The 23,730-nt window shown below is 63.5% G+C and carries 21 protein-coding genes; 15 read left to right on the top strand and 6 right to left on the bottom strand.

Translation table 11 applies throughout. The features are described from left to right. Positions 1-92: 92 nt before the first annotated feature. The 3 genes from MUU55_RS20375 to MUU55_RS20365 form a co-directional block, all read right to left on the bottom strand. Positions 93-854, bottom strand: coding sequence for an amino acid ABC transporter ATP-binding protein (locus MUU55_RS20375; protein ID WP_244762591.1), 762 nt, complete (start codon positions 852-854; stop codon positions 93-95). Continuing rightward, the gene (locus MUU55_RS20370; protein ID WP_117370703.1) at positions 851-1,531 is read right to left on the bottom strand and encodes an amino acid ABC transporter permease; all 681 of its coding nucleotides are present in this window, start codon (positions 1,529-1,531) and stop codon (positions 851-853) included. Before MUU55_RS20370 ends, MUU55_RS20375 begins: the two co-directional genes overlap by 4 nt. Before the next feature lie 101 nt (positions 1,532-1,632). Continuing rightward, positions 1,633-2,406, bottom strand: a complete 774-nt coding sequence (locus MUU55_RS20365; RefSeq protein ID WP_244762590.1) for an amino acid ABC transporter substrate-binding protein — start codon at positions 2,404-2,406, stop codon at positions 1,633-1,635. A 278-nt stretch (positions 2,407-2,684) separates the two neighbouring features. Between MUU55_RS20365 and MUU55_RS20360 the strand changes: the two genes are divergently transcribed. From MUU55_RS20360 to MUU55_RS20340, 5 genes are all read left to right on the top strand, one after another. Continuing rightward, the gene (locus MUU55_RS20360; protein ID WP_244762589.1) at positions 2,685-4,280 is read left to right on the top strand and encodes a peptide ABC transporter substrate-binding protein; all 1,596 of its coding nucleotides are present in this window, start codon (positions 2,685-2,687) and stop codon (positions 4,278-4,280) included. A gap of 59 nt (positions 4,281-4,339) precedes the next feature. Beyond that, positions 4,340-5,263 (top strand): oligopeptide ABC transporter permease OppB, encoded by a 924-nt coding sequence (gene oppB / locus MUU55_RS20355; protein WP_244762588.1) that lies wholly within the window; start codon positions 4,340-4,342, stop codon positions 5,261-5,263. Then, entirely contained in the window at positions 5,256-6,380 is a 1,125-nt protein-coding gene (locus MUU55_RS20350; RefSeq protein ID WP_244762587.1) for an ABC transporter permease, read from the top strand. The genes oppB and MUU55_RS20350 overlap by 8 nt, the downstream gene beginning before the upstream one ends. A gap of 1 nt (position 6,381) precedes the next feature. Beyond that, a complete protein-coding gene (locus MUU55_RS20345) occupies positions 6,382-7,998 on the top strand; it encodes an ABC transporter ATP-binding protein (protein ID WP_244762586.1) in 1,617 nt (538 codons plus the stop codon). Between the two features lie 112 nt (positions 7,999-8,110). Next, positions 8,111-9,253: a gluconeogenesis factor YvcK family protein gene (locus MUU55_RS20340; protein ID WP_244762585.1), complete on the top strand. Its 1,143-nt coding sequence runs from the start codon at positions 8,111-8,113 to the stop codon at positions 9,251-9,253. On the opposite strand, the gene MUU55_RS20335 is transcribed toward MUU55_RS20340, so the two are convergent. Further along, entirely contained in the window at positions 9,228-11,897 is a 2,670-nt protein-coding gene (locus tag MUU55_RS20335; RefSeq protein ID WP_244762584.1) for a bifunctional diguanylate cyclase/phosphodiesterase, read from the bottom strand. The genes MUU55_RS20340 and MUU55_RS20335 overlap by 26 nt on opposite strands. 243 nt (positions 11,898-12,140) lie before the next feature. On the opposite strand from MUU55_RS20335, the gene paaX reads away from it, so the two are divergent. The 10 genes from paaX to MUU55_RS20285 all read left to right on the top strand — a co-directional run bounded on the left by paaX (position 12,141) and on the right by MUU55_RS20285 (position 21,539). Beyond that, positions 12,141-12,989, top strand: a complete 849-nt coding sequence (paaX, locus tag MUU55_RS20330) for a phenylacetic acid degradation operon negative regulatory protein PaaX (protein ID WP_244762700.1) — start codon at positions 12,141-12,143, stop codon at positions 12,987-12,989. Positions 12,990-13,169: 180 nt separating this feature from the next. Then, positions 13,170-14,375 carry a 3-oxoadipyl-CoA thiolase gene (pcaF, locus tag MUU55_RS20325; protein WP_244762583.1) on the top strand — a complete coding sequence of 402 codons (1,206 nt, stop codon included), beginning with the start codon at positions 13,170-13,172 and terminating at the stop codon, positions 14,373-14,375. 24 nt (positions 14,376-14,399) lie between these two features. Then, complete coding sequence (paaA, locus tag MUU55_RS20320) at positions 14,400-15,404, top strand: 1,2-phenylacetyl-CoA epoxidase subunit PaaA (RefSeq protein WP_244762582.1); 1,005 nt, start codon at positions 14,400-14,402, stop codon at positions 15,402-15,404. Between the two features lie 13 nt (positions 15,405-15,417). Further along, the gene (gene paaB, locus MUU55_RS20315; RefSeq protein ID WP_244762581.1) at positions 15,418-15,702 is read left to right on the top strand and encodes a 1,2-phenylacetyl-CoA epoxidase subunit PaaB; all 285 of its coding nucleotides are present in this window, start codon (positions 15,418-15,420) and stop codon (positions 15,700-15,702) included. Further along, positions 15,702-16,484: a 1,2-phenylacetyl-CoA epoxidase subunit PaaC gene (gene paaC / locus MUU55_RS20310; protein ID WP_244762580.1), complete on the top strand. Its 783-nt coding sequence runs from the start codon at positions 15,702-15,704 to the stop codon at positions 16,482-16,484. Before paaB ends, paaC begins: the two co-directional genes overlap by 1 nt. Positions 16,485-16,493: 9 nt before the next feature. Further along, the gene (gene paaD / locus MUU55_RS20305) at positions 16,494-17,018 is read left to right on the top strand and encodes a 1,2-phenylacetyl-CoA epoxidase subunit PaaD (protein ID WP_244762579.1); all 525 of its coding nucleotides are present in this window, start codon (positions 16,494-16,496) and stop codon (positions 17,016-17,018) included. Positions 17,019-17,105: 87 nt separating this feature from the next. After that, a complete protein-coding gene (paaE, locus tag MUU55_RS20300) occupies positions 17,106-18,182 on the top strand; it encodes a 1,2-phenylacetyl-CoA epoxidase subunit PaaE (RefSeq protein WP_244762578.1) in 1,077 nt (358 codons plus the stop codon). An 11-nt stretch (positions 18,183-18,193) separates the two neighbouring features. Beyond that, positions 18,194-18,949 carry a Phenylacetic acid catabolic protein gene (locus MUU55_RS20295; RefSeq protein ID WP_244762577.1) on the top strand — a complete coding sequence of 252 codons (756 nt, stop codon included), beginning with the start codon at positions 18,194-18,196 and terminating at the stop codon, positions 18,947-18,949. A gap of 12 nt (positions 18,950-18,961) precedes the next feature. Continuing rightward, complete coding sequence (gene paaZ / locus MUU55_RS20290; RefSeq protein WP_244762576.1) at positions 18,962-21,019, top strand: phenylacetic acid degradation bifunctional protein PaaZ; 2,058 nt, start codon at positions 18,962-18,964, stop codon at positions 21,017-21,019. 4 nt (positions 21,020-21,023) lie between these two features. After that, positions 21,024-21,539 carry an acyl-CoA thioesterase gene (locus MUU55_RS20285; protein WP_244762575.1) on the top strand — a complete coding sequence of 172 codons (516 nt, stop codon included), beginning with the start codon at positions 21,024-21,026 and terminating at the stop codon, positions 21,537-21,539. Between the two features lie 184 nt (positions 21,540-21,723). Here the strand turns inward: MUU55_RS20285 and MUU55_RS20280 are convergent, their stop codons facing one another. Next, positions 21,724-22,320 (bottom strand): TetR/AcrR family transcriptional regulator, encoded by a 597-nt coding sequence (locus tag MUU55_RS20280; RefSeq protein WP_244762574.1) that lies wholly within the window; start codon positions 22,318-22,320, stop codon positions 21,724-21,726. Between the two features lie 95 nt (positions 22,321-22,415). Next, positions 22,416-23,726, bottom strand: coding sequence for a phenylacetate--CoA ligase PaaK (gene paaK / locus MUU55_RS20275; RefSeq protein ID WP_244762573.1), 1,311 nt, complete (start codon positions 23,724-23,726; stop codon positions 22,416-22,418). Positions 23,727-23,730: the final 4 nt, after the last annotated feature.

Genomic DNA, 23,730 nt, shown 5'->3' with positions numbered 1-23,730 from the left:
CAAATATCCCGTCACTCTGCTTGAATCGTAGCGCGGATGCAACTGCCGCACGGCGGAATTACTCGCTACCGTAACGTGAGGTCGCGTGCAGTCTAAATGTCGTAGTTCTGTGGTGCGCTGAGCGAAGCGATGAATTTTTTCGTGCGTTCCCGCTCCGGTGCCGAGAAGATCGCGCGGGGTGCGCCTTGTTCGACGACCACGCCGCCATCGAGGAAAACAACCGCGTCGGCAACGCGCGAGGCCAGCCGCAGGTCGTGCGTCGCCATGACCATCGTCGTGCCTTCGCGCGCGAGCCGGCTCAGCACTTCGACGACTTCTTCGGCAAGTTCCGGATCAAGCGCGGAGGTCGGTTCGTCACAGAGAAGGACGCGCGGCGATGGGGCGAGCGCTCGGGCAATGGCGACGCGCTGCTGCTGGCCGCCGGACAGCGTCGCCGGCCAGGCATCTGCCTTATGCGCCATCCCGACCTTTTCGAGCAGTTCCAGCGCTCGGGCGCGGGCCTTGTCGGCGGGCCATTTCAAGACGGTGACGAGGCCCTCCATCACATTGGCGATGGCTGTCTGGTGCGGGAAGAGCTGGAAATTCTGGAAGACCATGCCGGTCTGTCGGCGCAGCTTCTGGATCGCGTCCCAGCCGACCTTGCGGCCGGGCGCGAAGTCGATCTTCTCGTCGCCCAGCTTGATGGAGCCCGAAGTCGGTGTCTCCAGGAGGTTGATGCAGCGCAGCAGCGTGCTCTTGCCGCCGCCCGAGGGGCCGACGAGCGCCGTCACGGTGCCTTCCGCGAGGTTGAGGCTGATGTCGCGCAGGACGTGGTTGTCGCCGAAGCGTTTTTCGATGTGGCTGAGTTCGATCATGTGCGCGCCTCCAGGAAGCCGCCATAGCGGGCAAAGCGCTTCTCCAGCCGCACCTGCAGGGCAGACAGTACGGAGCTCAATGCCAGGTAGATCAGCGCCGCCTCGATATAGAGGATCAGCGGCTCATAGGTGGTGGCGACGATGCGCTGGGCCGTCTGGAAAAGTTCCGGCACGGTGACTGCAGCGGCAAGCGAGGTGTCCTTCACCAGCGAGATGAACGTGTTGGAGAGCGGCGGCACGGCGACGCGCGTTGCCTGCGGCAGGATGGTGCGGCGCATGGCCTGCGACCAGCTCATGCCGATCGAATAGGCGGCCTCCCACTGGCCGCGCGGCACCGAGGAAATGACGGCGCGGATGATCTCCGACGTGTAGGCGCCGACATTCAGGGTGAAGCCGATCAGCGCGGCCGGGAAGGCGTCGAGCAGGATGCCGACGCTCGGCAGGCCGTAGAAGATGACGAAGAGCTGCACCAGCAGCGGCGTGCCGCGGATCACCCAGACATAGAAGCGGGCGACGGCAACGAGCGGCTTCGGCCCGAACAGCCGTGCGATGGCGGTGAGCAGGCCGAGTGTCAGCCCCAGCACGAAGGACAGGAGGGTGAGCGGAATGGTGAAGACAAGCGCTGCCCACAGAAGGGGCGCAAGCGAGTCCAGCATCAGTTGAAGCCACGGCGGCACGGGAAACCCTCCGAAATGCGGCTGGCCGGGGGTATCCCCGGCCAGTTGGTCGTTTCATCTATAGGACAGGAAAACGCCGCCGCGAAGCGGCCGCCTCGTGATTACTTCGAGACGTCCTGGCCGAAATACTTGTCGGAGATCGCCTTATAGGTGCCGTCGGCCTTGATATCGACAAGCGCCTTGTTGATCGCTTCCAGGAGTTCCGGCTCGCCCTTGCGGATGATCACGCCGGAATAATCGGCATTTTCCTGCTCGGCGGCGATCTTCACGTTGGCATCGGGCTTGTGCTTCTTGAAGTCGAGGAAGGACAGGCTGTCGTTGATCGTGGCATCGGCGCGGCCGGTCAGCACGAGCTGGATCGACTGGTCGAAGCCGTCGGTACCGACGAGTTCGGCGCCGGCGCCCTCGGCGATCTTGCCGAAGTTGCTGGTCAGCGACTGGGCGGACTTCTTGCCCTTCAGATCGGCGAAGCCTTTGATGCTGTCGTCGTCGGCGCGCACGATCAGAACAGCCTTGGAGGCGATATAGGGCTCGGAGAAGTCATACTTCTGCTTGCGCGCTTCGGTGATGCCGACCTGGTTGATCACGGCGTCGTAGCGGTTGGCGTCGAGGCCGGCGATCAGGCCGTCCCACTTGCCTTCGAGAAACTCGGCCTTGACGCCAAGCTTCTTGGCGATGGCTTCCCCGATCTCGACGTCGAAGCCGACCAGCTTGCCATCGGTGTCGTGGTAGGTGAAGGGCGCGTAGGTGCCTTCGGTGCCGATCTTCAGGGCACCGGCCGACTGGACGGCGGCGAGGTTTTCGCCGGCATGGGCGGGTGCGAGGATGGCGGCCTGGAGCGCTGCGGCGGCAGCGAGGGTCTTCAACCAGTTCATCGTGGGACTCCGTTTCTGGCTCGTGTTCGATGGCGGATCAATCGCAGAAATTCGTGCAAAACGGTGGGCAGAAAACTGCGAATAATTTGGGCAAATGGAAATATTCTTCTCACTTGCCAGGTCTTCGCTACGCTTAAGGCCGTGTTTTTCCTGCTTTTGCGAGCGTCGCGCTGGTTGCAGGCGCGCGATGGATTTCCTGTTTTTGGGGTCTTGCCAATGGACAAAACAGCGACAATTGATTGTGCACCCAAAAAACAACAACGGGGAAGGACAACAAAATGGCAAACAAAATGATCGGTTTTCGTGCGGCACTTCTGGCCGGTGCGATCCTCATCGGCGCAAGCCCGGCACTTGCCGAAGCGGTGCTCCACCGCGGCAATGCCGGCGAGCCGCAGACGCTCGACCAGGCGCACACCTCCATCAATATCGAGGAGTTCATCCTCAAGGATCTTTATGAAGGCCTGACGATCTATGACGCCGCCGGCAAGATCGTGCCCGGTGCTGCCGAAAGCTGGACCGTCTCCGACGACGGCACGGTCTACACGTTCAAGCTGCGCGAAAACGCCAAGTGGTCGGACGGTTCGCCGGTGACGGCGGAGGATTTCGCCTTCTCGTTCACCCGCGTCGAGGACCCGAAGACGGCGGCCGGTTACGCCAACATTCTCTACCCGATCAAGAACGCCGAAAAGGTCAACAAGGGCGAACTCGGGCTCGACCAGCTCGGCGTGAAGGCCGTGGACGCCAAGACTGTCGAAATCACGCTGGAGCGCCCGACACCCTTCTTCCTCGAACTCCTGGCGCACCAGACGGCGCTGCCGGTTTCCAAGGCAAGTGTCGAGAAGAACGGCGCCGACTTCGTCAAGCCCGGCACGATGGTGTCGAACGGCGCTTTCAAGCTGGTTAGCCATGTTCCCAACGACAACCTCGTCGTCGAGAAGAATGCCAGCTACTGGGATGCCACAAACGTCAAGCTCGACAAGGTGGTCTTCTATCCGATCGATGACCAGGCCGCGTCCGTGCGCCGCTTCGAGGCCAAGGAAATGGACCTCGTCTACAATTTCTCGGCCGACCAGATCGAGCGCCTGAAGAAGAGCTATGGCGATCAGGTGCATGTCTCGCCGACGCTTGCCACCTATTACTACGCCTTCGACACCCGCCAGGAGCCCTATAGCGACGTGCGTGTGCGCCGCGCGCTCTCCATGGCCGTCGACCGCGACTTCCTCGCCAAGGAAATCTATTCCGGTTCGCAGCTTCCGGCCTATTCCATGGTGCCTCCGGGCATCCAGGGCTATACGCCGGCGACCGCCGATTTCGGCACCATGTCGCAGCTCGACCGTGAGGACGAGGCGCTCAAGCTGATGAAGGAAGCGGGCTACGGCGAGGGCGGCAAGCCGCTGAAGATCGAGATCCGCTACAACACCAACCCGAACCATGAGCGCGTGGCCACCGCCGTGGCCGACATGTGGAAGAACACCTTCGGCGCCGACGTCTCGATGGTGAACCTCGACGTGTCCTCGCACTACGCCTACCTGCAGGAAGGCGGCAAGTTCAACGTGGCGCGCGCCGGCTGGGTCGCCGACTATGCGGACCCGGAAAACTTCCTCGGCCTCAGCGTCAGCACCAACAAGACCTTCAACTACGGCCAGTTCAACAATGCCGACTACGACGCTCTGATGAAGACGTCGTATGAAGAGCGCGACCCCGCGGCCCGTGCCAAGGTCCTGCATGATGCCGAAGCGGTTCTCATGAAGGAGCAGCCGATCGCGCCGTTCCTCACGCAGGCCGATCTGTGGCTCGTCTCGGGCAAGGTCCAGGGCTGGCAGGACAATGCCGCCAACCAGCACCTCAGCCGCTTCCTCAGCGTTTCCGAATGATCTAACGTAACTGCGCGGCCCGGAAGGGTCGCGCACTGCGTATCTGGGGAGACCTGGTCATGCTTGCTTTCGTTCTGCGGCGCCTTGCCAGCGCCGTGCCGACGCTATTCATCGTCGTCACGATTTCCTTTTTCCTGATGCGCTTTGCGCCCGGCGGCCCGTTCAATCTCGAACGACCGCTGCCGCCCGCCACGATGGAAAACCTGATGCGGGCCTACCAGCTCGATCAACCGCTTTGGCGGCAATATCTCACCTATATGAGCAACGCGCTGACCGGCGATTTCGGTCCGAGCTACATCTACAAGGATAACAGCGTTGCCGAGCTGATCGGCAAGGGCCTGCCCTATTCGATGGAGCTCGGCTTCTACGCGTTGCTGCTCGCCCTCGTCGGCGGCGTCATCGTCGGCACGATCGCCGCACTCCGGCAAAACAGCGCGCTTGATTTCGCGGTCATGTCTGTCGCGACTGTCGGCGTGACGGTGCCGAATTTCGTGGTCGGCCCCGTGCTGACGCTGATCTTCGCCATCACGCTTGCATGGCTGCCGGCCGGCGGCTGGGGGGACGGATCGTTGCGTTTCCTCATCCTGCCGATGATCGCGCTTGCGCTCCCGCAGCTGGCCGTCTTCGCCCGCCTCACGCGCGGCTCGATGATCGAGGCCCTGCGTACCGACCATATCCGCACCGCGCGGGCCTATGGCCTGCCGGCAAAATCGGTGGTCGTGGTGCATGCCATGCGCGGCGCCATGCTGCCGGTGGTCTCCTATCTCGCACCCTGCGCGGCCGCGCTCCTGACCGGCTCGGCGGTCGTCGAGACGATTTTCACCATTCCCGGTGTCGGGCGCTATTTCGTGCTCGGCGCGATCAATCGCGACTATACGCTCGTCATGGGCACGGTCGTGCTGATCGCCATCTTCGTCATCGTGTTCAACCTGGCTGTCGACATTCTCTATGGCCTGCTCGATCCGAGGGTTCACCATGACTGATGTCATCCTCTCCGCCGCGCCCGAGGTGAAGGGCCGCAGCCTCTTCCAGCTCGCCGTCATGCGGTTCCGCCGCAACCGGCCCGCGATGGCCGGCGCCGTCATGCTGGTGCTGATCGCCTGCTTCTCGTTCTTCGGGCCGTTCTTCATCAGCCACAGCTATGATCAGGTCTTCTCTTCTTACGTCACCATACCGCCGAGCCTTGAGCCGCGGCCGGGCGAGGACACGCTGGAAGAGGCGATGAAGAGTGTCGCCGCCCGCGCCCGCGTCGAGCTGCAATCCTTCTCCGTCGAGGGAGAGGCCTTCACGGCCGTGATCACCGCCAAGGACCCGATCGATCCGCGCGCCACGCGCTATTTCGACCGGGCCAACGAGTTCGACAAGACCGAGGTGGCAGCAAAAGAAGACGAGGGCCGCAAGCTCACGCTCAAGGGCGTCGTCGATCGGGAATATTTCCTGTTCGGCACCGATACCAACGGCCGCGACCTGATGGCGCGCGTCATGCTCGGCGGGCAGATTTCCATCGCCGTCGGTCTGCTCGCCAGCCTCGTCTCGCTCGGCATCGGCGTCACCTATGGTGCGATCTCGGGCTATATGGGCGGGCGCGTCGACAATGTCATGATGCGCTTCGTCGAGATCCTCTATTCGCTGCCCTTCGTCTTCCTCGTTGTGGTGCTCGTCGTGTTTTTCGGGCGCAGCTTCATTCTGATCTTCCTGGTTATCGGGGCGGTCGAATGGCTTGATATGGCCCGTATTGTGCGGGGGCAGACCCTGTCTCTGAAACGGCGGGAATTCATCGGAGCGGCGGAGGCGCTCGGCCTGACGGACTGGCAGATCATCCGCCGTCACGTCATTCCCAACACGATCGGTCCGGTCGTCATCTTCGTCACCGTCATCGTGCCCAAGGTGATCCTGCTCGAAAGCTTCCTCTCCTTCCTCGGCCTCGGCGTCCAGGCGCCGCTGACGAGCTGGGGCTCGCTGATCGCCGAAGGTGCCAACAACATCCAGTCGGCGCCCTGGCTGCTCATCTTCCCTGCCATCTTCTTCGTCGTCACGCTGTTCTCGCTGAATTTCGTCGGCGATGGCCTGCGCGACGCGTTTGACCCGAAGGATCGCTGACATGGAAGAGACGAAAAAGACCATGGAACCGATCCTCGCCGTGCGCGGCCTGAAGGTTTCGTTCACGACGCCCGATGGCGACGTGAACGCGGTGAAGGGCATCAACCTCGATGTCCGCCCCGGCGAGACGCTGGCGGTGGTGGGCGAATCCGGTTCCGGCAAGAGCCAGACCATGATGGGCATCATGGGCCTGCTCGTCAGCAACGGCACCGTGTCTGGCTCGGCTAGATATCGCGGCCAGGAGATGGTGGGCCTTCCCCCGAAAGCCTTGAACGAGATCCGCGGCGCGAAGATCACGATGATCTTCCAGGAGCCGATGACCTCGCTCGATCCGCTCTACCCTGTCGGCAAGCAGATCGCCGAGGTGATCGTGCATCATCGCGGAGGCTCGCAGAAAGAGGCGCGGCCGCGCGTGCTGGAGCTGTTGAAACTCGTCGGCATTCCCGACCCGGAGCGCCGCATCAACAGCTATCCGCATGAAATGTCCGGCGGCCAGCGCCAGCGCGTGATGATCGCCATGGCGCTCGCCAACGAGCCGGATATCCTGATCGCCGACGAACCGACGACGGCGCTCGACGTGACTATCCAGGCGCAGATCCTCAAGCTGCTGCGCGATCTGCAGAAGCGCTTCGACATGGCGATCGTGCTGATCACGCATGATCTCGGCATTGTCCGGCACTTCGCTGAGCGGGTCGTCGTGATGCGGCATGGCGAAGTGGTGGAACAGGGCGCGACGGCCGAAATCTTCGGAAATCCGAAGGCCGACTATACGCGCATGCTGATCGAGGCCGAGCCGCATGGCCGCAAAGCGGCACCGGCGGACAACGCGCCGATCATCCTCGAAGGCCGCAATGTCGTCGTGGATTACAAGATCGACGGTGGCTTCCTGAAGAAGCGCGCCAACACCTTCCGTGCCGTCGACAATGTCAGCATCAGCCTGCACGAGGGGCAGACGATCGGCATCGTCGGTGAGTCCGGCTCGGGCAAATCGACGCTCGGGCGCGCGCTATTGCGCCTCATCGCCAGCAAGGGTGCCTACCGGTTCGGCAAAACGGATATATCCGACCTTGACCGGACGGGCATGCGGCCGCTTCGCCGCAGCATGCAGGTGGTGTTCCAGGATCCCTATGGTTCGCTCTCGCCGCGCCAGACGGTAGGCGAGATCATCACCGAGGGTCTCTATGTACACGAGCCGCAACTCACCCGCGCCGAGCGCGACAAGCGGGCGATCGAGGCGTTGAGGGAGGTCGGGCTCGATCCCGCGGCACGCAACCGTTATCCGCACGAGTTTTCGGGCGGCCAGCGGCAGCGCATAGCCATTGCCCGTGCGATGATCCTCAAACCCCAGGCCGTCATTCTCGATGAGCCGACTTCGGCGCTCGACCGCTCCGTGCAGGGCCAGGTGATCGAGCTTCTGCGCGATCTCCAATCCCGCCACGGCCTGTCCTATGTCTTCATCAGCCACGACCTGTCGGTGGTGCGCGCCATGTCGGATTATGTGGTGGTCATGAAGGACGGCAGGATCGTCGAAGAGGGGGTGACGGATGCTATTTTCAGCGCGCCGAAGGCGGATTACACCAAGACCCTGATCGGTGCCGCCTACAATATAGGCACCTGAAATCGTCCACGTTTTCGCATTGCCTCAAACCGTGAAAACGCCCTATTTCTATCGACAGATCCAACCCGGAAAGCGCATCCGCGTTTTCCGGGGTTCCTGTCCGGGAGATTGCATGGCCGCCGACCGCCTGCCGCATATCGTGCTGTTTTCCGGCGGCACGGCCTGCCGTTCCACCAATCTGGCGCTGTGCGCCAAACCGGCGCAGTTGACCCGCATCGTTCCCGCGTGGGACAGCGGCGGCAGTTCCAAGGTGATCCGCGAAAGCCTCGATGTGCTCGGCGTCGGCGATATCCGTCAGGCACTGATGACCATGGCGCATGGCGAAGGCCGGGCGGGCGATATCGTCAAGGTCTGCAATGCGCGCCTCACCAGCAGCAGTGCGGCGGATGCCAGAACCGAATTTGCGCTCTATGCCGAAAGCCACCATCCGCTACTCGAGCGCATGGAGCCGGGCTTGCGCGGTGCGATCCTCAACTACCTGCGCACCTTCCGCGCCGCCATCGGCACGGATTTCGATTTTCGCAATGGCAGTATCGGCAACTTCATCCTCGCCGGCGCGCATCTCGCCCACAACAGCGACATCAACACCGCAATCTTCGTCTTCCGCAAGCTTTGCGATATCGCCGGCCATGTCTGGCCTTCGACCGCGGAAAGCAGCGTCGGCCTATCGGCCGTGCTGAATGATGGAACCGCCCTCTCCGGGCAGCACGAGGTCACTGCACTTGGCGAGGAGCAGGGCAGGATCGGTATTCGCGAGATTGCGCTTTCTACGGCGGCGGGGGCGCCGGTCGCAGCGAACGAGGCGGTGATCGAAAGCCTCGAAAGTGCTGATATCGTGGTTTTCGGGCCGGGCAGTTTCTACACCAGCATTCTGCCGCATTTGCTGGTCGAGGATGTCGTGCCGGCGATTGCACGCAATGTGCATGCCCGGCGCGTCTTTATCGGCAACATCCTGCAGTGCCGCGAGACGCGGGGGCTTGATGTGGCGCAGTTGCTGCAAACGGCCGCGGCCGTCTGGCGCGAGCGCGGTGGGGCGGATGTGCGGCCTTTCACCCATGTGCTGGCGAACCGGCAGCTTCTACCTTTCGAAAAGACCGTCGGGGCCTTTGCCTATCTTGGAAACGGGGCGCTGGAGGAGGCCTGCATGCGGCTTGGCGCGGAGGCCGTTATCGGGGAGTTTGAAGATCCGTGGCAGCGCGGCCAGCATGACGGCAGCGCTGTGGCCGATATCATCGGCTCGCTTTTACCGGAGTGATCCTGGCGGCCGGCATCCAGCCGCGCGCCTTGGCGAAGGCGAGGAAATCGTCACCTCCCATCGGCCGCGCAAGAGCATAGCCCTGTAGCGTGTGACAGCCGAGATTGCGCAGGAGCTCGGCATGGTCGAGCGTCTCGACGCCCTCGGCGACGGTTTCGATGCCCCGCACCTTGCCGATGTCGATGATCGAGCGGACGAGGCTCTGCTGGGAGGGCGATTCGAGCAGCGGCTGCACCAGCCGCCGGTCGATCTTCAGGCGCTTGGGCGACAATTCCAAAAGGCTGACGATCGAGGCATGTCCGGTGCCGAAATCGTCGATCTCTATGTCGATGCCGAGCGCCTTGATCTCCTCGATCGCCTGGCGCAGCCCGTCATCGGCCGTATCGAAGGAGATCGACTCCAGAAGCTCGAAGGTCAGCGCGCCGGGGCGGATGTTCATCGCCCTGAGTTTGTCTATCAGGCCTTCATCGCGCAGGCGCTGGCAGGAAACGTTGACCGAGACACGCGGAATGCCGAGCCCCTGGCCCTCCCAGCGCATCGCCTGGAACAGCGCCTGATCGAGGATCGTCTCGTCGATGCGGGCGACGACATTGAGGGTCTCGGCGACCGGCAGGAAGACATCGGGCGCGATGAAGCCGCGCGTCGGATGCTGCCATCGGGCCAGCGCCTCGACGCCGACGATTTCCAGCGTCTCGGCATCGAACTGCGGCTGGAAGAAGGGGTGGAATTCGCCGCGTTCGAGCCCGCGCAGGATGTCGTCGCTGAGGCGTTTCACCTCCACCGTACGCAAGCGCAACTCGTCATTGAAGGCCTCGACCCGGTTGCGGCCGCGGCGCTTTGCTTCGTAGAGCGCTATATCGGCATTAACGAGCAGTTGCTCGGGGGATTCATCCGCATCGTTGCGCGTGGCGATGCCGATGCTGGCGCCGATGCGACAGTCATGGCCTTCGATTGTCATCGGCTCGCTGATCGCTTCGATGAGGCGGGCCGAAAGGGCGGTGAAGTCAGCCTCGGAGGGATCGCGGCGCGAAAGCAGAACGAACTCGTCGCCGCCGATCCGGGCGATGAAGTCTTCCAGTGGAATATGGGCGCGCAGCACACTGGCGGCGTGTTTCAGCACCTCATCGCCAGCGGCATGGCCGAGTGTGTCGTTGATATCCTTGAAGCGGTCGAGGTCGATATGCAGTAACGTCAGCGGGCGGCTCTCACCATTGCCTGATAGCGCCAGCTGCTGGTCGAGGAAACGGCGATTGGGCAGGCGCGTGAGGGCGTCGTGCAGGGAGTTGTGCTCCATGACGCGGCGGGCTTCTTCCAGCGCGCGGTTTTGTGCCTCGGCCGTCAGCTTTGCCTGGAGCAGCTCGTCCTGCAGCAGGATGTCTGCCGTCACGTCCCAGTTGGCGCCGACGATGCGCTTGGCGCCCGACAAGGCGCGATAGGTCATGCCATGGGCACGGATATGCCTGATGCCGCCGTCGCACCCGACGACGCGGAATTCCGTGATGTAAGGCTTTTCATCGGCGATGGCGGTCGCAAAGGTGCGTTCGGCTTCCGCGATGTCATCAGGATGAAGCGCGGCACGCCAGTCGTCGTAGCCGCAGATCGGCTGGCCCGGCGGCACATTGTAGAGCGCGCGCATGCGGGCGTCCCAAGAGAGCCCGGTGGTCTCGCTGTCATATTCCCAGACCCCCACCTTGGAGGCATCCAGTGCGAGCTGCAGGCGCTGCGAGACGGTCTCGAGCCGGTCTTCGCGGTCCTGCAATGCAAGAATATGCCGATGGCGATCCTTCATCAGGTAGCCAACCCAGAACATCGGCGCGACGATGATGATGGCGAGGAGCGCGAGACCGCCGCGGAAGATCCCGAGATCGGCCGAGGGCTGGTGCCATCCCTTCAGCGGGGCGGCCGACATGGTCCAGACCTCGTGGCCGATGTCGATGGTCATGACGACGGGGTCGATATCGACAGTGTCGGGCGTCGCGAAGAATGTTCTTGCCTCGCCTCCCCCATGGGATCTGCTGGAAAGCGAGGCGGCAATCTTGAGATCGTCGCTGAAGCCGCTGCTGGACAGAAGCCTGTCGAGATTGATGACGGCGGAGGCGATGCCGAAGAAGGCGTTGTCGCTGCCTGTATGGATCGGATAACGCGCGATGACGCCGCGGCCGCCCTGCACGAGATCGACCGGGCCCGTGACGATCATCCTGTCCTCCTCCAGCACCTGGAGTGCGGCGGCGCGCTGTCGTTCGTTCTTGCGGTAATCGAGGCCGAGGCTGCGTTCGTTGCCCTTCATCGGATAGACGAGCGAGACGACGAAATCGGGTGCGATGGCGAGGCTGCGGAGCTGGTTGTCCTCACCGAAGATGCGGCCGGCAAGATCGGCGAAGCGTGTGCTCGACATGTCCGGCTCCGTCGACAGCGTCGCGACAAGGCCCTGTACCAGCTTGATGTTGCCGAGAATGTTGCCTTCCAGGCGCGAGCGCAGCAGGCCGAGCTGTTCGGTGGTGGAGGACCGGAGGTACTCTTCCTCCAACCGGCGCTTCTGGGCATCGGCGAGCAAGACGGCGATGAGGACCGCGAAAGCAACAACGAGGGCGGGGATGTAGTAGCCCAGCCCCCGAAAGGAAAATTGCGCATTTCGGTCGTTCATTGCGATCCGTTCGTCTCCGTGGCTTGCGCCGCTTCAGGCGCACCGTGGGCGTTTTCGGACGATGGCAGATGCAACTTAATATTTGCTGACGAGGCGATTGCCGGTTCGGGCGGTTCTGGCAGCACTTTGTCGTCGGGGCTTTTCGTCGTCGTCCGTTCGCGCTAGTCCTCGGCGCACATGCAGCATGAGGGGGCAGCTTTGCCGTCGGAACAGGACAGGGTTGAGAGCGTGTTCGATACGCTGATGCGGACGATCCTGGAGGAAAGCCCGCTGAAAGCGGCCGGCTTCATCGTCACCATCTATGGCGACGTGGTGGAGCCGCGTGGTGGTGTGGTCTGGACCGGAAATCTCATCGAGACCTGCGGAGCCGTCGGCATCAGTGAGACATTGGTGCGCACTGCCGTCTCGCGCCTTGTTGCGGCGGGGCAATTGTCGGGTGAACGCGAGGGGCGCCGCAGCTTCTATCGGCTGGCCGCGCCGGCGCGCGCCGAGTTTGCCGCCGCGGCGCGCATGCTCTTCGGCCCGCCCGAAGTGGCGGACTGGCATTTCGTGCAATTGACGGGTTCGGCGCCGGACGAGGCGATGCAGGTGCTGGAGCGCGCCGGCCATGCGCGCCTTGGGCCACGGCTTGCGGTGGGCGCGCGGCCCATGCCGTCGCTGAAACAGCCGGCCGTGCTCTTTCGGGCAGAGGTCGTGAGCGGTGAAGGCGACCTCGGCGTCTTTGCGGCCGACCATTGGAACCTTGCGCAGCATGCGGACGCCTATCGCGCCTTCATCGGGCGGTTCGGCCGGCTTGCCGATCTGCTCGCGGGTGGCGCACGGCTGGGCACGGCCGAAAGCCTTGCCGCCCGGCTGGTGCTGGTGCACCAGTTCCGCCTCGTCGTGCTTCGGGATCCGCGCTTGCCGCAGGCGGCATTGCCGGCCGACTGGCCGGGCGAAGAGGCACGGCGGCTTTTCAGCGATCTCTACCTTCGCCTTTCGCCCGAGGCGGACCTGCATGTCGCCCGCCATTTCGTCACGGCTGATGGTGCGCTGCCGGAGGCGAGCGAGGCGACGCTGCGCCGTCTTTCACTGCTGCGCGACGCCGCCTGAGGCACATTTCATACGGAAAAACCCAGTTTGTGCTAGAGTAACAGCGGCTGAAATGAGACGTCACAGAAATCGGAGAAATCTCCATTGATTTGTGATGCATTGGGTGGTAAATAACCAACCGATCGGTCGGCGAATGTTTCGGGAGAGGCAAGCCGGCCTTGGGTACAGGGAGGAAACCGCGTGTCCGAAGCCTTTATCTGCGATGCTGTCCGTACGCCCATCGGCCGCTATGGCGGCCTGTTGTCGTCGGTCCGCGCTGACGATCTGGCGGCCCTGCCGCTTTCGGGCCTGATGGCACGCAATCCCGGCGTCGACTGGTCGAAGGTCGATGACCTCATCTATGGCTGTGCCAACCAGGCCGGCGAGGACAACCGCAATGTCGGCCGCATGGCCGTGCTGCTGTCCGGTCTCCCCGTTTCCATTCCCGCCACCACCGTCAACCGCCTCTGCGGCTCCGGCATGGACGCCGTCGGCATGGCCGCACGCGCCATCCGCGCCGGCGACTGCGATTTCGTCATCGCCGGCGGTGTCGAGAGCATGAGCCGAGCTCCCTTCGTCATGCCCAAGGCCGAGAGCGCCTTCTCTCGTGCGAATGCCGTCTACGACACGACGATCGGCTGGCGCTTCGTCAATCCAAAAATGAAAAAGGCGTTCGGCGTCGATTCCATGCCGGAGACGGCCGACAACGTCGCCGCCGACTTTGCCGTCAGCCGCGAGGATCAGGACGCCTTTGCGGCCCGCAGCCAGGCGCGCTGGGCCGCCGCCCACGCGGCCGGCGTCTTCGCCGATGAGATCGTTCCGGTCCATGTGCCGCAGAAGAAGGGTGATCCGCTTGTCGTCGACCGCGACGAACATCCGCGTCCCGGCACGACGGCCGAACAGCTCGGCAAGCTCAAGGGCGTCAACGGCCCGGACCTTTCCGTTACGGCCGGCAATGCGTCCGGCGTCAATGACGGTGCGGCCGCGCTGATTATCGCCAGCGAAGCCGTTGCCAGGGCGCAGGGTCTGACCCCCAAGGCGCGCGTCGTCGCAATGGCAGCGGCCGGGCTTGAGCCACGCATCATGGGCTTTGGTCCTGCACCCGCGGTGCGCCGGGTGCTGGACCGTGCCGGCCTTTCGCTCGGCCAGATGGACGTCATCGAGCTCAACGAGGCCTTTGCCTCGCAAGCGCTCGCAGTGCTGCGTGATCTCGGCCTGCCGGACGATGCCGCGCATGTGAACCCGAATGGCGGGGCGATTGCCATCGGCCATCCGCTCGGCATGAGCGGCGCGCGGCTCGTCACCACTGCGACCTACCAGCTTCACCGCCAGGGCGGACGTTATGCACTGTGCACCATGTGCATCGGCGTCGGCCAGGGCATCGCCATCATTCTCGAGCGCGTCTGACGCGCACAGCCTGAGGAGAAGACCATGTATGCCCAGATGGTAAAGACTGACGCCGCCCGCGTCCGGTCCCTCGAAGAGATGGAACCCCACGAGCGTGCCTTTCAGGAGCGCATCGACGCCGGCCAGAAGATCGAGCCGAAGGAATGGATGCCGGAAGGCTACCGCAAGACGCTGGTGCGCCAGATCAGCCAGCACGCCCATTCCGAAATCGTCGGCCAGCTTCCCGAAGGCAACTGGATCACCCGCGCGCCAACCCTTGAGAGGAAGGCCATCCTGCTCGCCAAGGTGCAGGACGAGGCGGGCCACGGCCTCTATCTCTACTGTGCCGCCGAAACGCTCGGCATCAGCCGCGACCAGATGTACGAGCAGCTGCATTCCGGCAAGGCGAAGTATTCTTCGATCTTCAATTATCCGACGCTGACCTGGGCGGATATTGGCGCGATCGGCTGGCTGGTTGATGGTGCCGCCATAATGAACCAGGTGCCGTTGCAGCGCTGTTCCTACGGCCCCTATGCGCGGGCCATGGTGCGCATCTGCAAGGAGGAAAGCTTCCACCAGCGCCAGGGCTATGATGCCCTGATGCGCATGGTGAAGGGCACGCCGGCGCAGAAGGCCATGGTGCAGGATGCGCTGAACCGTTGGTGGTGGCCGTCGCTGATGATGTTCGGTCCCTCGGACGACGCTTCCGTGCATTCGGCCCAGTCGATGGCCTGGAAGATCAAGCAGAATTCCAACGACGAGTTGCGCCAGAAATTCGTCGACCAGACCGTGCCGCAGGCAAAGTATCTCGGCCTCACCATCCCCGACCCGGACCTGAAATGGAACGAGGAAAAGGGCGGCCACGACTTTGGCGAGCCGGACTGGGAAGAATTCTTCAACGTGATTGCCGGCAACGGCCCCTGCAATGCCGAACGCCTCGACGCGCGCAAGAAGGCATGGAGCGACGGCGCTTGGTTCCGCGATGGCCTGACGGCCCATGCCGAAAAGGTCGCCGACCGCCGCGCCGCCGCCAAGATCGCCGCCGAGTAAGGGAGAGAGCACGATGTCCAGCGAATGGCCGCTTTGGGAAGTTTTCATTCGGGGCCAGCATGGCCTCAACCATCGTCACGTCGGCAGCCTGCACGCGCCCGACGCCGAGATGGCGATCAACAATGCCCGCGACGTTTACACGCGCCGCAACGAGGGCGTCAGCATCTGGGTGGTGAAATCCGCGGAGATCACCGCGAGCGCTCCCTCGGAAAAAGGCCCGCTCTTCGACCCGTCGAATTCCAAGGTTTACCGTCACCCGACCTTCTTCGACATTCCGGATGAAGTGGGGCACATGTGATGGCGACGGCAGCACGCGATCCGGCGGCCCGCCAGGCTGCGCTCTTCGAATTCCTCGTGCGTGTCGGCGATAATGCGCTGATCCTCGGCCACCGCGTTTCCGAATGGTGCGGCCACTCGCCCGCGCTGGAAGAGGATATCGCCCTTTCCAACACCGCGCTCGACCTCATCGGCCAGACGCAGCTCTGGCTCGGCCTTGCCGGCGAAGTGGAAGGCAAGGGCCGCTCGGCCGACGACCTCGCCTATCTGCGCGACGGCTACGACTTCCGCAACATCCTGCTGGTTGAGCGCCCGAACGGCGATTTCGGCAGGACGCTGATGCGGCAGTTCCTGTTCGATGCCTGGCACTATCTGCTGCTGAAGGCGCTGAAAGGCTCGTCGGACCAGCGCATCGCCGAGATCGCGGAAAAGGCCTTCAAGGAGGTTTCCTACCATCTCGACCGCAGCCGCGACCTGATCATCCGCCTCGGCGATGGCACGGCCGAAAGCCATCGCCGCATGCAGGAGGCCCTTGACGAGCATTGGCCCTTCACCGGTGAAATGTTCACGAGCGATGCGCTGGATGCCGAGTTGGTCGAAGCCGGCATCATCCCCGCACCGCAGGGCCTCAAGACCGGCTGGGACGAGATTGTTGCGGAAGCGCTGACCGAGGGCACGCTGAAGAAACCCGCCGACGGCTACATGCACAAGGGCGGCCGGCGCGGTGTGCACACGGAACATCTCGGCTTCATCCTCACCGAGATGCAGTTCCTCCAGCGCGCCTATCCGGGCGCCACCTGGTAGGAGGCGGTCATGGACCCGGCGCTCCGCCCTTCGATCGATGAGGTCTGGCACTGGCTGGCTGAGGTACCGGATCCCGAAATCCCGGTCATTTCGCTGACTGATCTCGGCATCATCCGTGATGTCGAATGGCGCGACGACACGCTGGTTGTGACGGTGACGCCGACTTATTCGGGCTGTCCCGCCACGACGATCATCAATCTCGATATCGAGACGGCGTTGGCGGAAAAGGGCCTTTCCAAGGTGAAGCTGGAACGCCAGCTTTCACCGGCCTGGACGACGGACTGGATCAGCGCCGAGGGCCGCGAAAAGCTGCGCGACTACGGCATCGCCCCGCCGATCGACGGAACGGCCGCCGATGGCGTGCTGATGAAACGCATCGACCGGCTGTCCGGCCGCTCGAATCTGACGATCGCCTGTCCGCGCTGCGGATCTGTGAATACCGAGAAGATCAGCCAGTTCGGCTCGACGCCCTGCAAGGCGAGCTATCGCTGCACCGACTGCCTGGAACCGTTCGACTACTTCAAGTGCATCTGACCACCAGAGCTTTTTGTTTTTACGCAATTCCGGACGCAAAACCGCGACGCACTTTTGCTGGAATTGCTCTATGGAAAGGGCCCACGCATGGCACGTTTTCATCCCCTGACCGTAACCGACGTTCGCCGCGAGACGCGCGATGCGGTCGTGGTCACGCTTAGGCCCGCCGACGAGGACCGCGCCGCCTTCGATTTCACGCAGGGCCAGTACCTGACCTTCCGCCGCAAGTTCGAGGACGAGGAGCTGCGCCGCTCCTATTCGATCTGCGCTGGCAAGGATGAGGGTGTCCTGAAGGTCGGCATCAAGCGTGTCGATGGCGGCTGCTTCTCCACCTGGGTCAACGAGACCCTGAAGGCCGGCGACACACTGGAAGCCATGCCGCCGATGGGCGCCTTCTTCACCGCGCTGGAGCCGGAAGTGTCCAAACACTATCTCGGCTTTGCCGGCGGCAGCGGCATCACGCCGGTGCTCTCGATCATCAAGACGGTGCTGTCGCGCGAGCCGCGCGCCCGCTTCACGCTGGTCTATGCCAACCGCCAGATCAGCTCGATCATGTTCCGCGAGGAGCTGGAGGACCTGAAAAACCTCTATCTCGGCCGCTTCTCCGTGCTGCATGTATTGGAAAGCGAAGCGCAGGAGATCGACCTCTTCACGGGCCGCATCGACGGCGAGAAATGCGCCGCGCTGTTCAGGAACTGGATCGATATCAAATCGATTGCCACCGCCTTCATCTGCGGCCCCGAGCCGATGATGCTGGCGATCGCCGCAGCCTTGCGCGAGCACGGATTGCGCGACGACCAGATCAAGTTCGAACTGTTTGCCTCCTCGCAGCCCGGCCGTATCAGGCGCAAGGTGGAAGCCGTTGCCGGCGCAGACCAGGGCGCGACTTGCGAGGCGACCGTCACGCTCGATGGCGCGACCCGCATCTTCAAGTTTCCGAAGCAGGGCCAGAGCCTGCTCGACGCCGCGCTCGAAAACGCCATGGACGCGCCGTATGCCTGCAAGGCCGGTGTCTGTTCCACCTGCCGCGCCAAGGTCATCGAGGGCGAAGCCGAGATGGAGGTCAACCACGCGCTGGAGGACTATGAGGTGCGCCAGGGTTACGTCCTGACCTGCCAGTGCTACCCGCTCACCGACCGCATCGTCGTCAGCTACGACCAGTAGGGGGGAATCGCATGTCCGATACCATGCCGATCGAGGATTATCTGGCCCAGGGCGGTGTTCTCTCGTCGCCGGCCAATGTGCCGCCGCGCTATCGTGGCGAACTGCTGCGCCTGATGGCGAGTTTCGTCGACAGCGAACTGGCCGGTTCCGCCGGTTTCGCCGATACGATCAACGACGCGCCGGGCATCCAGGAACGCATCTCCGCCGCCCGCATCGTGCTGGAAAAGGCCGACCATGCCGGCAAGGTCCTGCGGGTCATGGAAACCTTTGGGGCAGATGGCGGCCTATACGCCGTGCATCATCCCTGGGCAGAACGGCTTTCCCGAGAGGCAGATATCGGCGCGGCGCGGCAGGGTGGCGACATGCGCCTTTCCGTCTTCCACTATCCGCTTGAGGGCTGGGTGGACGCCGTCGTCATGAACGTGCTGATGGGGCGAGCGAGCGTCGTGCAGTTGAAAGAGCTGTCGCGGGTCTCCTACCAGCCGCTTGCCGAAGTCTTCCGCGCCATCCTGCCGCGCGAGACGCGGCATGCCGAGCTTGGCATCGCCGGTCTCGTGCAGATCGTTGACAATGAGCAAAGTCGTGCCAGCGCAAAGGCCTCCGTCGCCTACTGGTATCCGCGTGTTGCCGCGAGCTTCGGTCATTCCGGTTCGGCCCGCTTCGAGACGCTGTCCCGGTTCGGGCTCAGGCATACACCAAACGAGACCCTGCTTGCCGATTGGCAGGCCGAGGTCGATGCGCAGCTTTCTGCGCTCAATCTGAACTGAAGGGACGACGAGATGAACGTCATGGCAAACCGGCCGCGCCGGCTCGAAAGCTATGTCGGCGGCCAGTGGATCGCCGGTGCCAAAGAGGGCGTGCCGCTGCTCGACGCCTCCATCGGTGCACCCGTCGCCTTCATCGATTCCACCGGCATCGATTTCAAGGCGATCCTCGCTTATGGCCGCGACAAGGGCGGCCCTGCGCTGCGGCGCCTTTCCTTCCATGAGCGTGCCGCCATGCTGAAGGCGCTCGGCCAGGCGCTAATGGAGCGAAAAGAAGAATTCTACGCGCTTTCGACCGCGACCGGCGCCACCCGTGCCGACAGCTGGGTCGATATCGAGGGCGGCATCGGCACGCTGCTGTCCTATGCTTCCAAGGGTCGGCGCGAACTGCCGAACACCCGCGTTCTGCTGGATGGCGACGTGGAACCACTCTCCAAGGATGGCACCTTCTCCGCGCAGCATATCCTGAGCCCCTTGCAGGGTGTGGCCGTCCACATCAATGCCTTCAACTTCCCCTGCTGGGGCATGCTGGAAAAGCTCGCACCGACGCTGCTCGCCGGCGTTCCCGCCATCGTCAAGCCGGCAAGCCAGACGGCTTATCTAACCGAGCTGATGGTTCGCCGCATCGTCGAGACCGGCATCCTGCCGGAAGGCGCCTTGCAGCTCGTCTGCGGCTCGGTCGGCGATCTGCTCGACCATGTCGAGGGACAGGACGCCGTGACCTTCACCGGCTCGGCTTCCACAGGTCAACGTCTCAAGACGCACAAAGCCATCGTTCAGAACTCCGTGCGCTTCACGATGGAGGCGGACAGCCTCAACGCTGCCGTGCTCGGCCTCGATGCGGCGCCCGGCACGGAGGAGTTCGACCTCTTCGTCAAGGAAGTCGCACGCGAGATGACGGTGAAGGCCGGGCAGAAATGCACCGCGATCCGCCGCGTCATCGCCCCGCGTTCCTACAGCGAGGCCCTTATCGAAAGCCTGCGCGCTCGCCTCGGCAAGACCGTCATCGGCAACCCCGCCGACGAGGCCATCCGCATGGGCCCGCTCGCCAGCCTCGACCAGCGCGAGGAGGTTCGCGCCCGCATCCGCGATATATCGGCCGATGCGGAAATCGTCGCCGGCGATCCTGATAATCCGAGCGTCCAGTCCGGTGATGCGGCAGCCGGCGCCTTCCTCAACCCAGTCCTGCTTTATTGCGACAAGCCAGGGTCGGCCAGCGCCATCCATGATGTCGAAGCCTTCGGCCCGGTCAGCACTGTCATGCCTTATGACACCGCGGAAGAGGCGGTCGATCTCGCCCGCCGCGGCAAGGGCAGCCTCGTGGCCTCCGTCTTTACGAACGATCCGGCCTTTGCCGAAGAGGTCGTGCTCGGCCTTGCGCCCTTCCATGGCCGTGTGATGATCGGCAACCGCGTCAGCGCGAAGTCCTCCACCGGCCACGGTTCGCCGCTGCCGGGCCTCGTGCACGGCGGACCCGGCCGCGCGGGCGGCGGCGAGGAGCTGGGCGGCATGCGCGGTGTCAAGCACTACATGCAACGCACCGCCATACAGGGCGCGCCGACCATGCTGTCGGCTGTCACCGGCCGCTGGATGCAAGGTGCCGATGCAAGGGCGGACGGCGAGCATCCGTTCCGCAAATCCTTGGCCGAACTGAAGATCGGCGATCAACTCACCACGGCCTCGCGCACGGTGACGCTCGACGATATCGAGCACTTCGCCAACTTCACCGGCGACACGTTCTACGCCCATATGGACGAGGAGGCCGCCAAGGCGAACCCGTTCTTCGACGGGCGCGTGGCGCATGGCTATCTCATCGTGTCCTTCGCCGCCGGCCTCTTCGTCGATCCCGCACCGGGTCCGGTGCTCGCCAACTACGGCGTCGACAACCTGCGCTTCCTGACACCGGTCAATCCGGGTGATACCTTGCAGGTGCAACTTACCTGCAAGGAGATCAACCCGCGCGCCAATGCCGAGCACGGCGAGGTCCGCTGGGACTGCAATGTAACGAACCAGCTAGGCGCCACCGTCGCGCAATACGACGTTCTGACGATGGTGGCCAAAACGAGAGAGTGACCGCATGACGCCGATCGAGCAGGACCCGCACCGCCTGGAAATGACCGTTCTGATGACGCCCGACATGGCGAATTTTTCCGGAAAGGTCCATGGCGGCGCGCTACTCAACCTGCTCGACCGCGTCGCCTTCTCCTGCGCCTCGCGCTACTCACAGCAATATGCGGTGACGCTGTCGGTCGACCAGGTGATGTTCAAGGAGCCGATCAACGTCGGCGAACTCGTCACCTTCCGCGCCTCGGTCAACCATACCGGCCGCACCTCCATGGAGGTCGGCATCCGCGTCGAGGCGGAGAACATCCGCTCCGGCCACCGTCGGCACACCAATTCCTGTTACTTCACCATGGTCGCCGTCGATGAGGCCGGAAGGCCAGTGCGCGTGCCGGAACTGGACCCGAAGAGTGCCGTCGATATCCGCCGCTACAAGGCGGCGGAGCTTCGCCGGACGCTCCGGCGGGAGTTCGCGGAACGGCTGGAGTCGGTTGCGACGACTGGTAAAGATGTGGAGCGGGATGGGGATTGAGCGGGCTTGCGCCTCTCGTCATGACGCCACGGCGCCTTCCCACAACGTCATCCTCGGGCTTGACCCGAGGATCCATAAGGCGATGACAGCGTTTGTGGCGTGGATCCTCGGGTCAAGCCCGAGGATGACGGAGGAGAGATGGGGCGGGAAGTTGCAAGCGGGAAACGCGAGGGTTATGTAAGTCTTAACTTACAGCCTTCACGCCTTCAAGGATAAGCGTCGTGGCGATATCCGCATATTCGTCCCGCGTGACCGGCCCGTTCGGGCGGAACCACATATAGACCCAGTTCATCATTCCGAAGAGCGACATGGTGACCGGCATGAGCAGCGGCCGGTCCCTGTTGAGATCCGGATTGATGTCGCGGATGACACCGGAGAAGCGCTTGACGATCTGCCGCTCGATCGCCTGCAATTCGGCAAGCTGTTCGGGAGAGAGCGCGCTGGTGCCGTTGAGCTGCACCTTGTGCTCGTTGTCGCGGCCCTCGTAATTCGCCAGCACGGCCTTCACCAGCAGGCGAAGCCGGTCCTGCGGGGGAATATCCGTGCGGTCGGCCGCCTCGATGGCACTTTCCAGTTCCGACAGATGTGTGCGCACGATGTCGAAGATCAGCGCATCCTTGCTCGGATAGTAGTGGTAGAGCAGGGCCTTGGAGACATTGCTGTGCGAGGCGATCAGCGACATGGACGCCTTCTCCATGCCCATCTCGGCGAACACCGCCGCGGCACTCGATAGAATGCCCCGCTGCTTTTCTTCGAAATCGACTGCGCGCGTGCGTGCCATGGTTCCTGCTCTGCTCATTCCTGGCTGATTGGGTCGCGGGGAGGGGCTTGCCCTCCCTATACACAATCAGGCCGGTGCCGGGCTATACCGGCGTTTCACTCTTTCGGCCGATTATCGACCACACGTTTCGCCTTGCCTTCCGAGCGGGCGACGCCGCCTGGCTCGTGCACGGTGATCCTGGTGGAGACCCCCACGATGCTCTTGATATGGTGAGCGAGCTCCTTCGCCGAGCCGGCCCGCGCGCCCTCGTCGGCCATCTCCACCGTACATTCGACATGCACCGTCATGTTGTCCATGCGGCCGGCGCGCGTCAGTTCGATCTGGAAATGCGGCGCCAGACCGCGACATTTCAGGATCTGCTCCTCGATCTGCGTCGGGAAGACGTTGACGCCGCGCAGGATCATCATGTCGTCGGAACGGCCGGTGACCTTTTCCATGCGGCGCATGGAGCGGGCGGTGCCGGGCAGCAGGCGAGTCAGGTCGCGCGTGCGGTAGCGGATGATCGGCAGGCCTTCCTTGGTGAGCGTGGTGAACACCAGTTCACCGATCTCGCCATCCGGCAGCACTTCGCCAGTCTCGGGATGGATGATTTCCGGGTAAAAATGATCTTCCCAGATGTGCAGGCCATCCTTCGTCTCGACGCATTCGTTGGCGACGCCTGGGCCCATGACCTCCGACAGGCCGTAGATATCGACGGCATGCATGTCGAAGGCCTGCTCGATTTCCTCACGCATGGCGTTCGTCCAGGGTTCCGCGCCAAAAATTCCGACCGCGAGCGAGCTTTCGCGCGGGTCGATGCCATGGCGGCGGAACTCGTCGAGGATCGAGAGCATGTAGGAGGGGGTGACCATGATGATGCGCGGCTTGAAATCCTGCATTAGGGTGACCTGGCGCTCGGTCATGCCGCCGGAGATCGGCACGACGGTGCAGCCGAGCTTTTCGGCGCCGTAATGCGCGCCAAGGCCGCCGGTGAACAGGCCGTAGCCATAGGCGACATGGACAATATCGCCGGCCCGGCCACCCGAGGCGCGGATCGAGCGGGCAACGACGGTCGCCCAGGTGTCGATGTCGTTCTTCGTGTAGCCGACGACCGTCGGCTTACCCGTCGTGCCCGAGGAGGCGTGGATGCGCGCAAGCTTTTCACGCGGCACGGCGAACATGCCGAAAGGATAGGTGTCGCGCAGGTCCTTCTTGGTGGTGAAGGGGAATTTCGCGAGGTCCGACAGAGTCTTCAGGTCGGAGGGATGCACGCCGGCCTCGTCGAAGCGCTGGCGATAAAAGGGGGAATTCTCATAGGCGTGGGTCAGCGACCACTTCATGCGCTCAAGCTGCAGCGCGGAAATCTCGTCGCGCGACGCCGTCTCGATCGCTTCGAGCTCGCCGGGGCGGGGGGACAGGTCTTCCATGAAA

It is taken from the genome of Shinella curvata (genome assembly GCF_022899935.1).
Taxonomy (GTDB): Bacteria; Pseudomonadota; Alphaproteobacteria; order Rhizobiales; family Rhizobiaceae; genus Shinella; species Shinella curvata.
The sequence above is the reverse complement of the archived record's forward strand: the minus strand, read 5'-3'. Positions and strand labels throughout refer to the sequence as shown.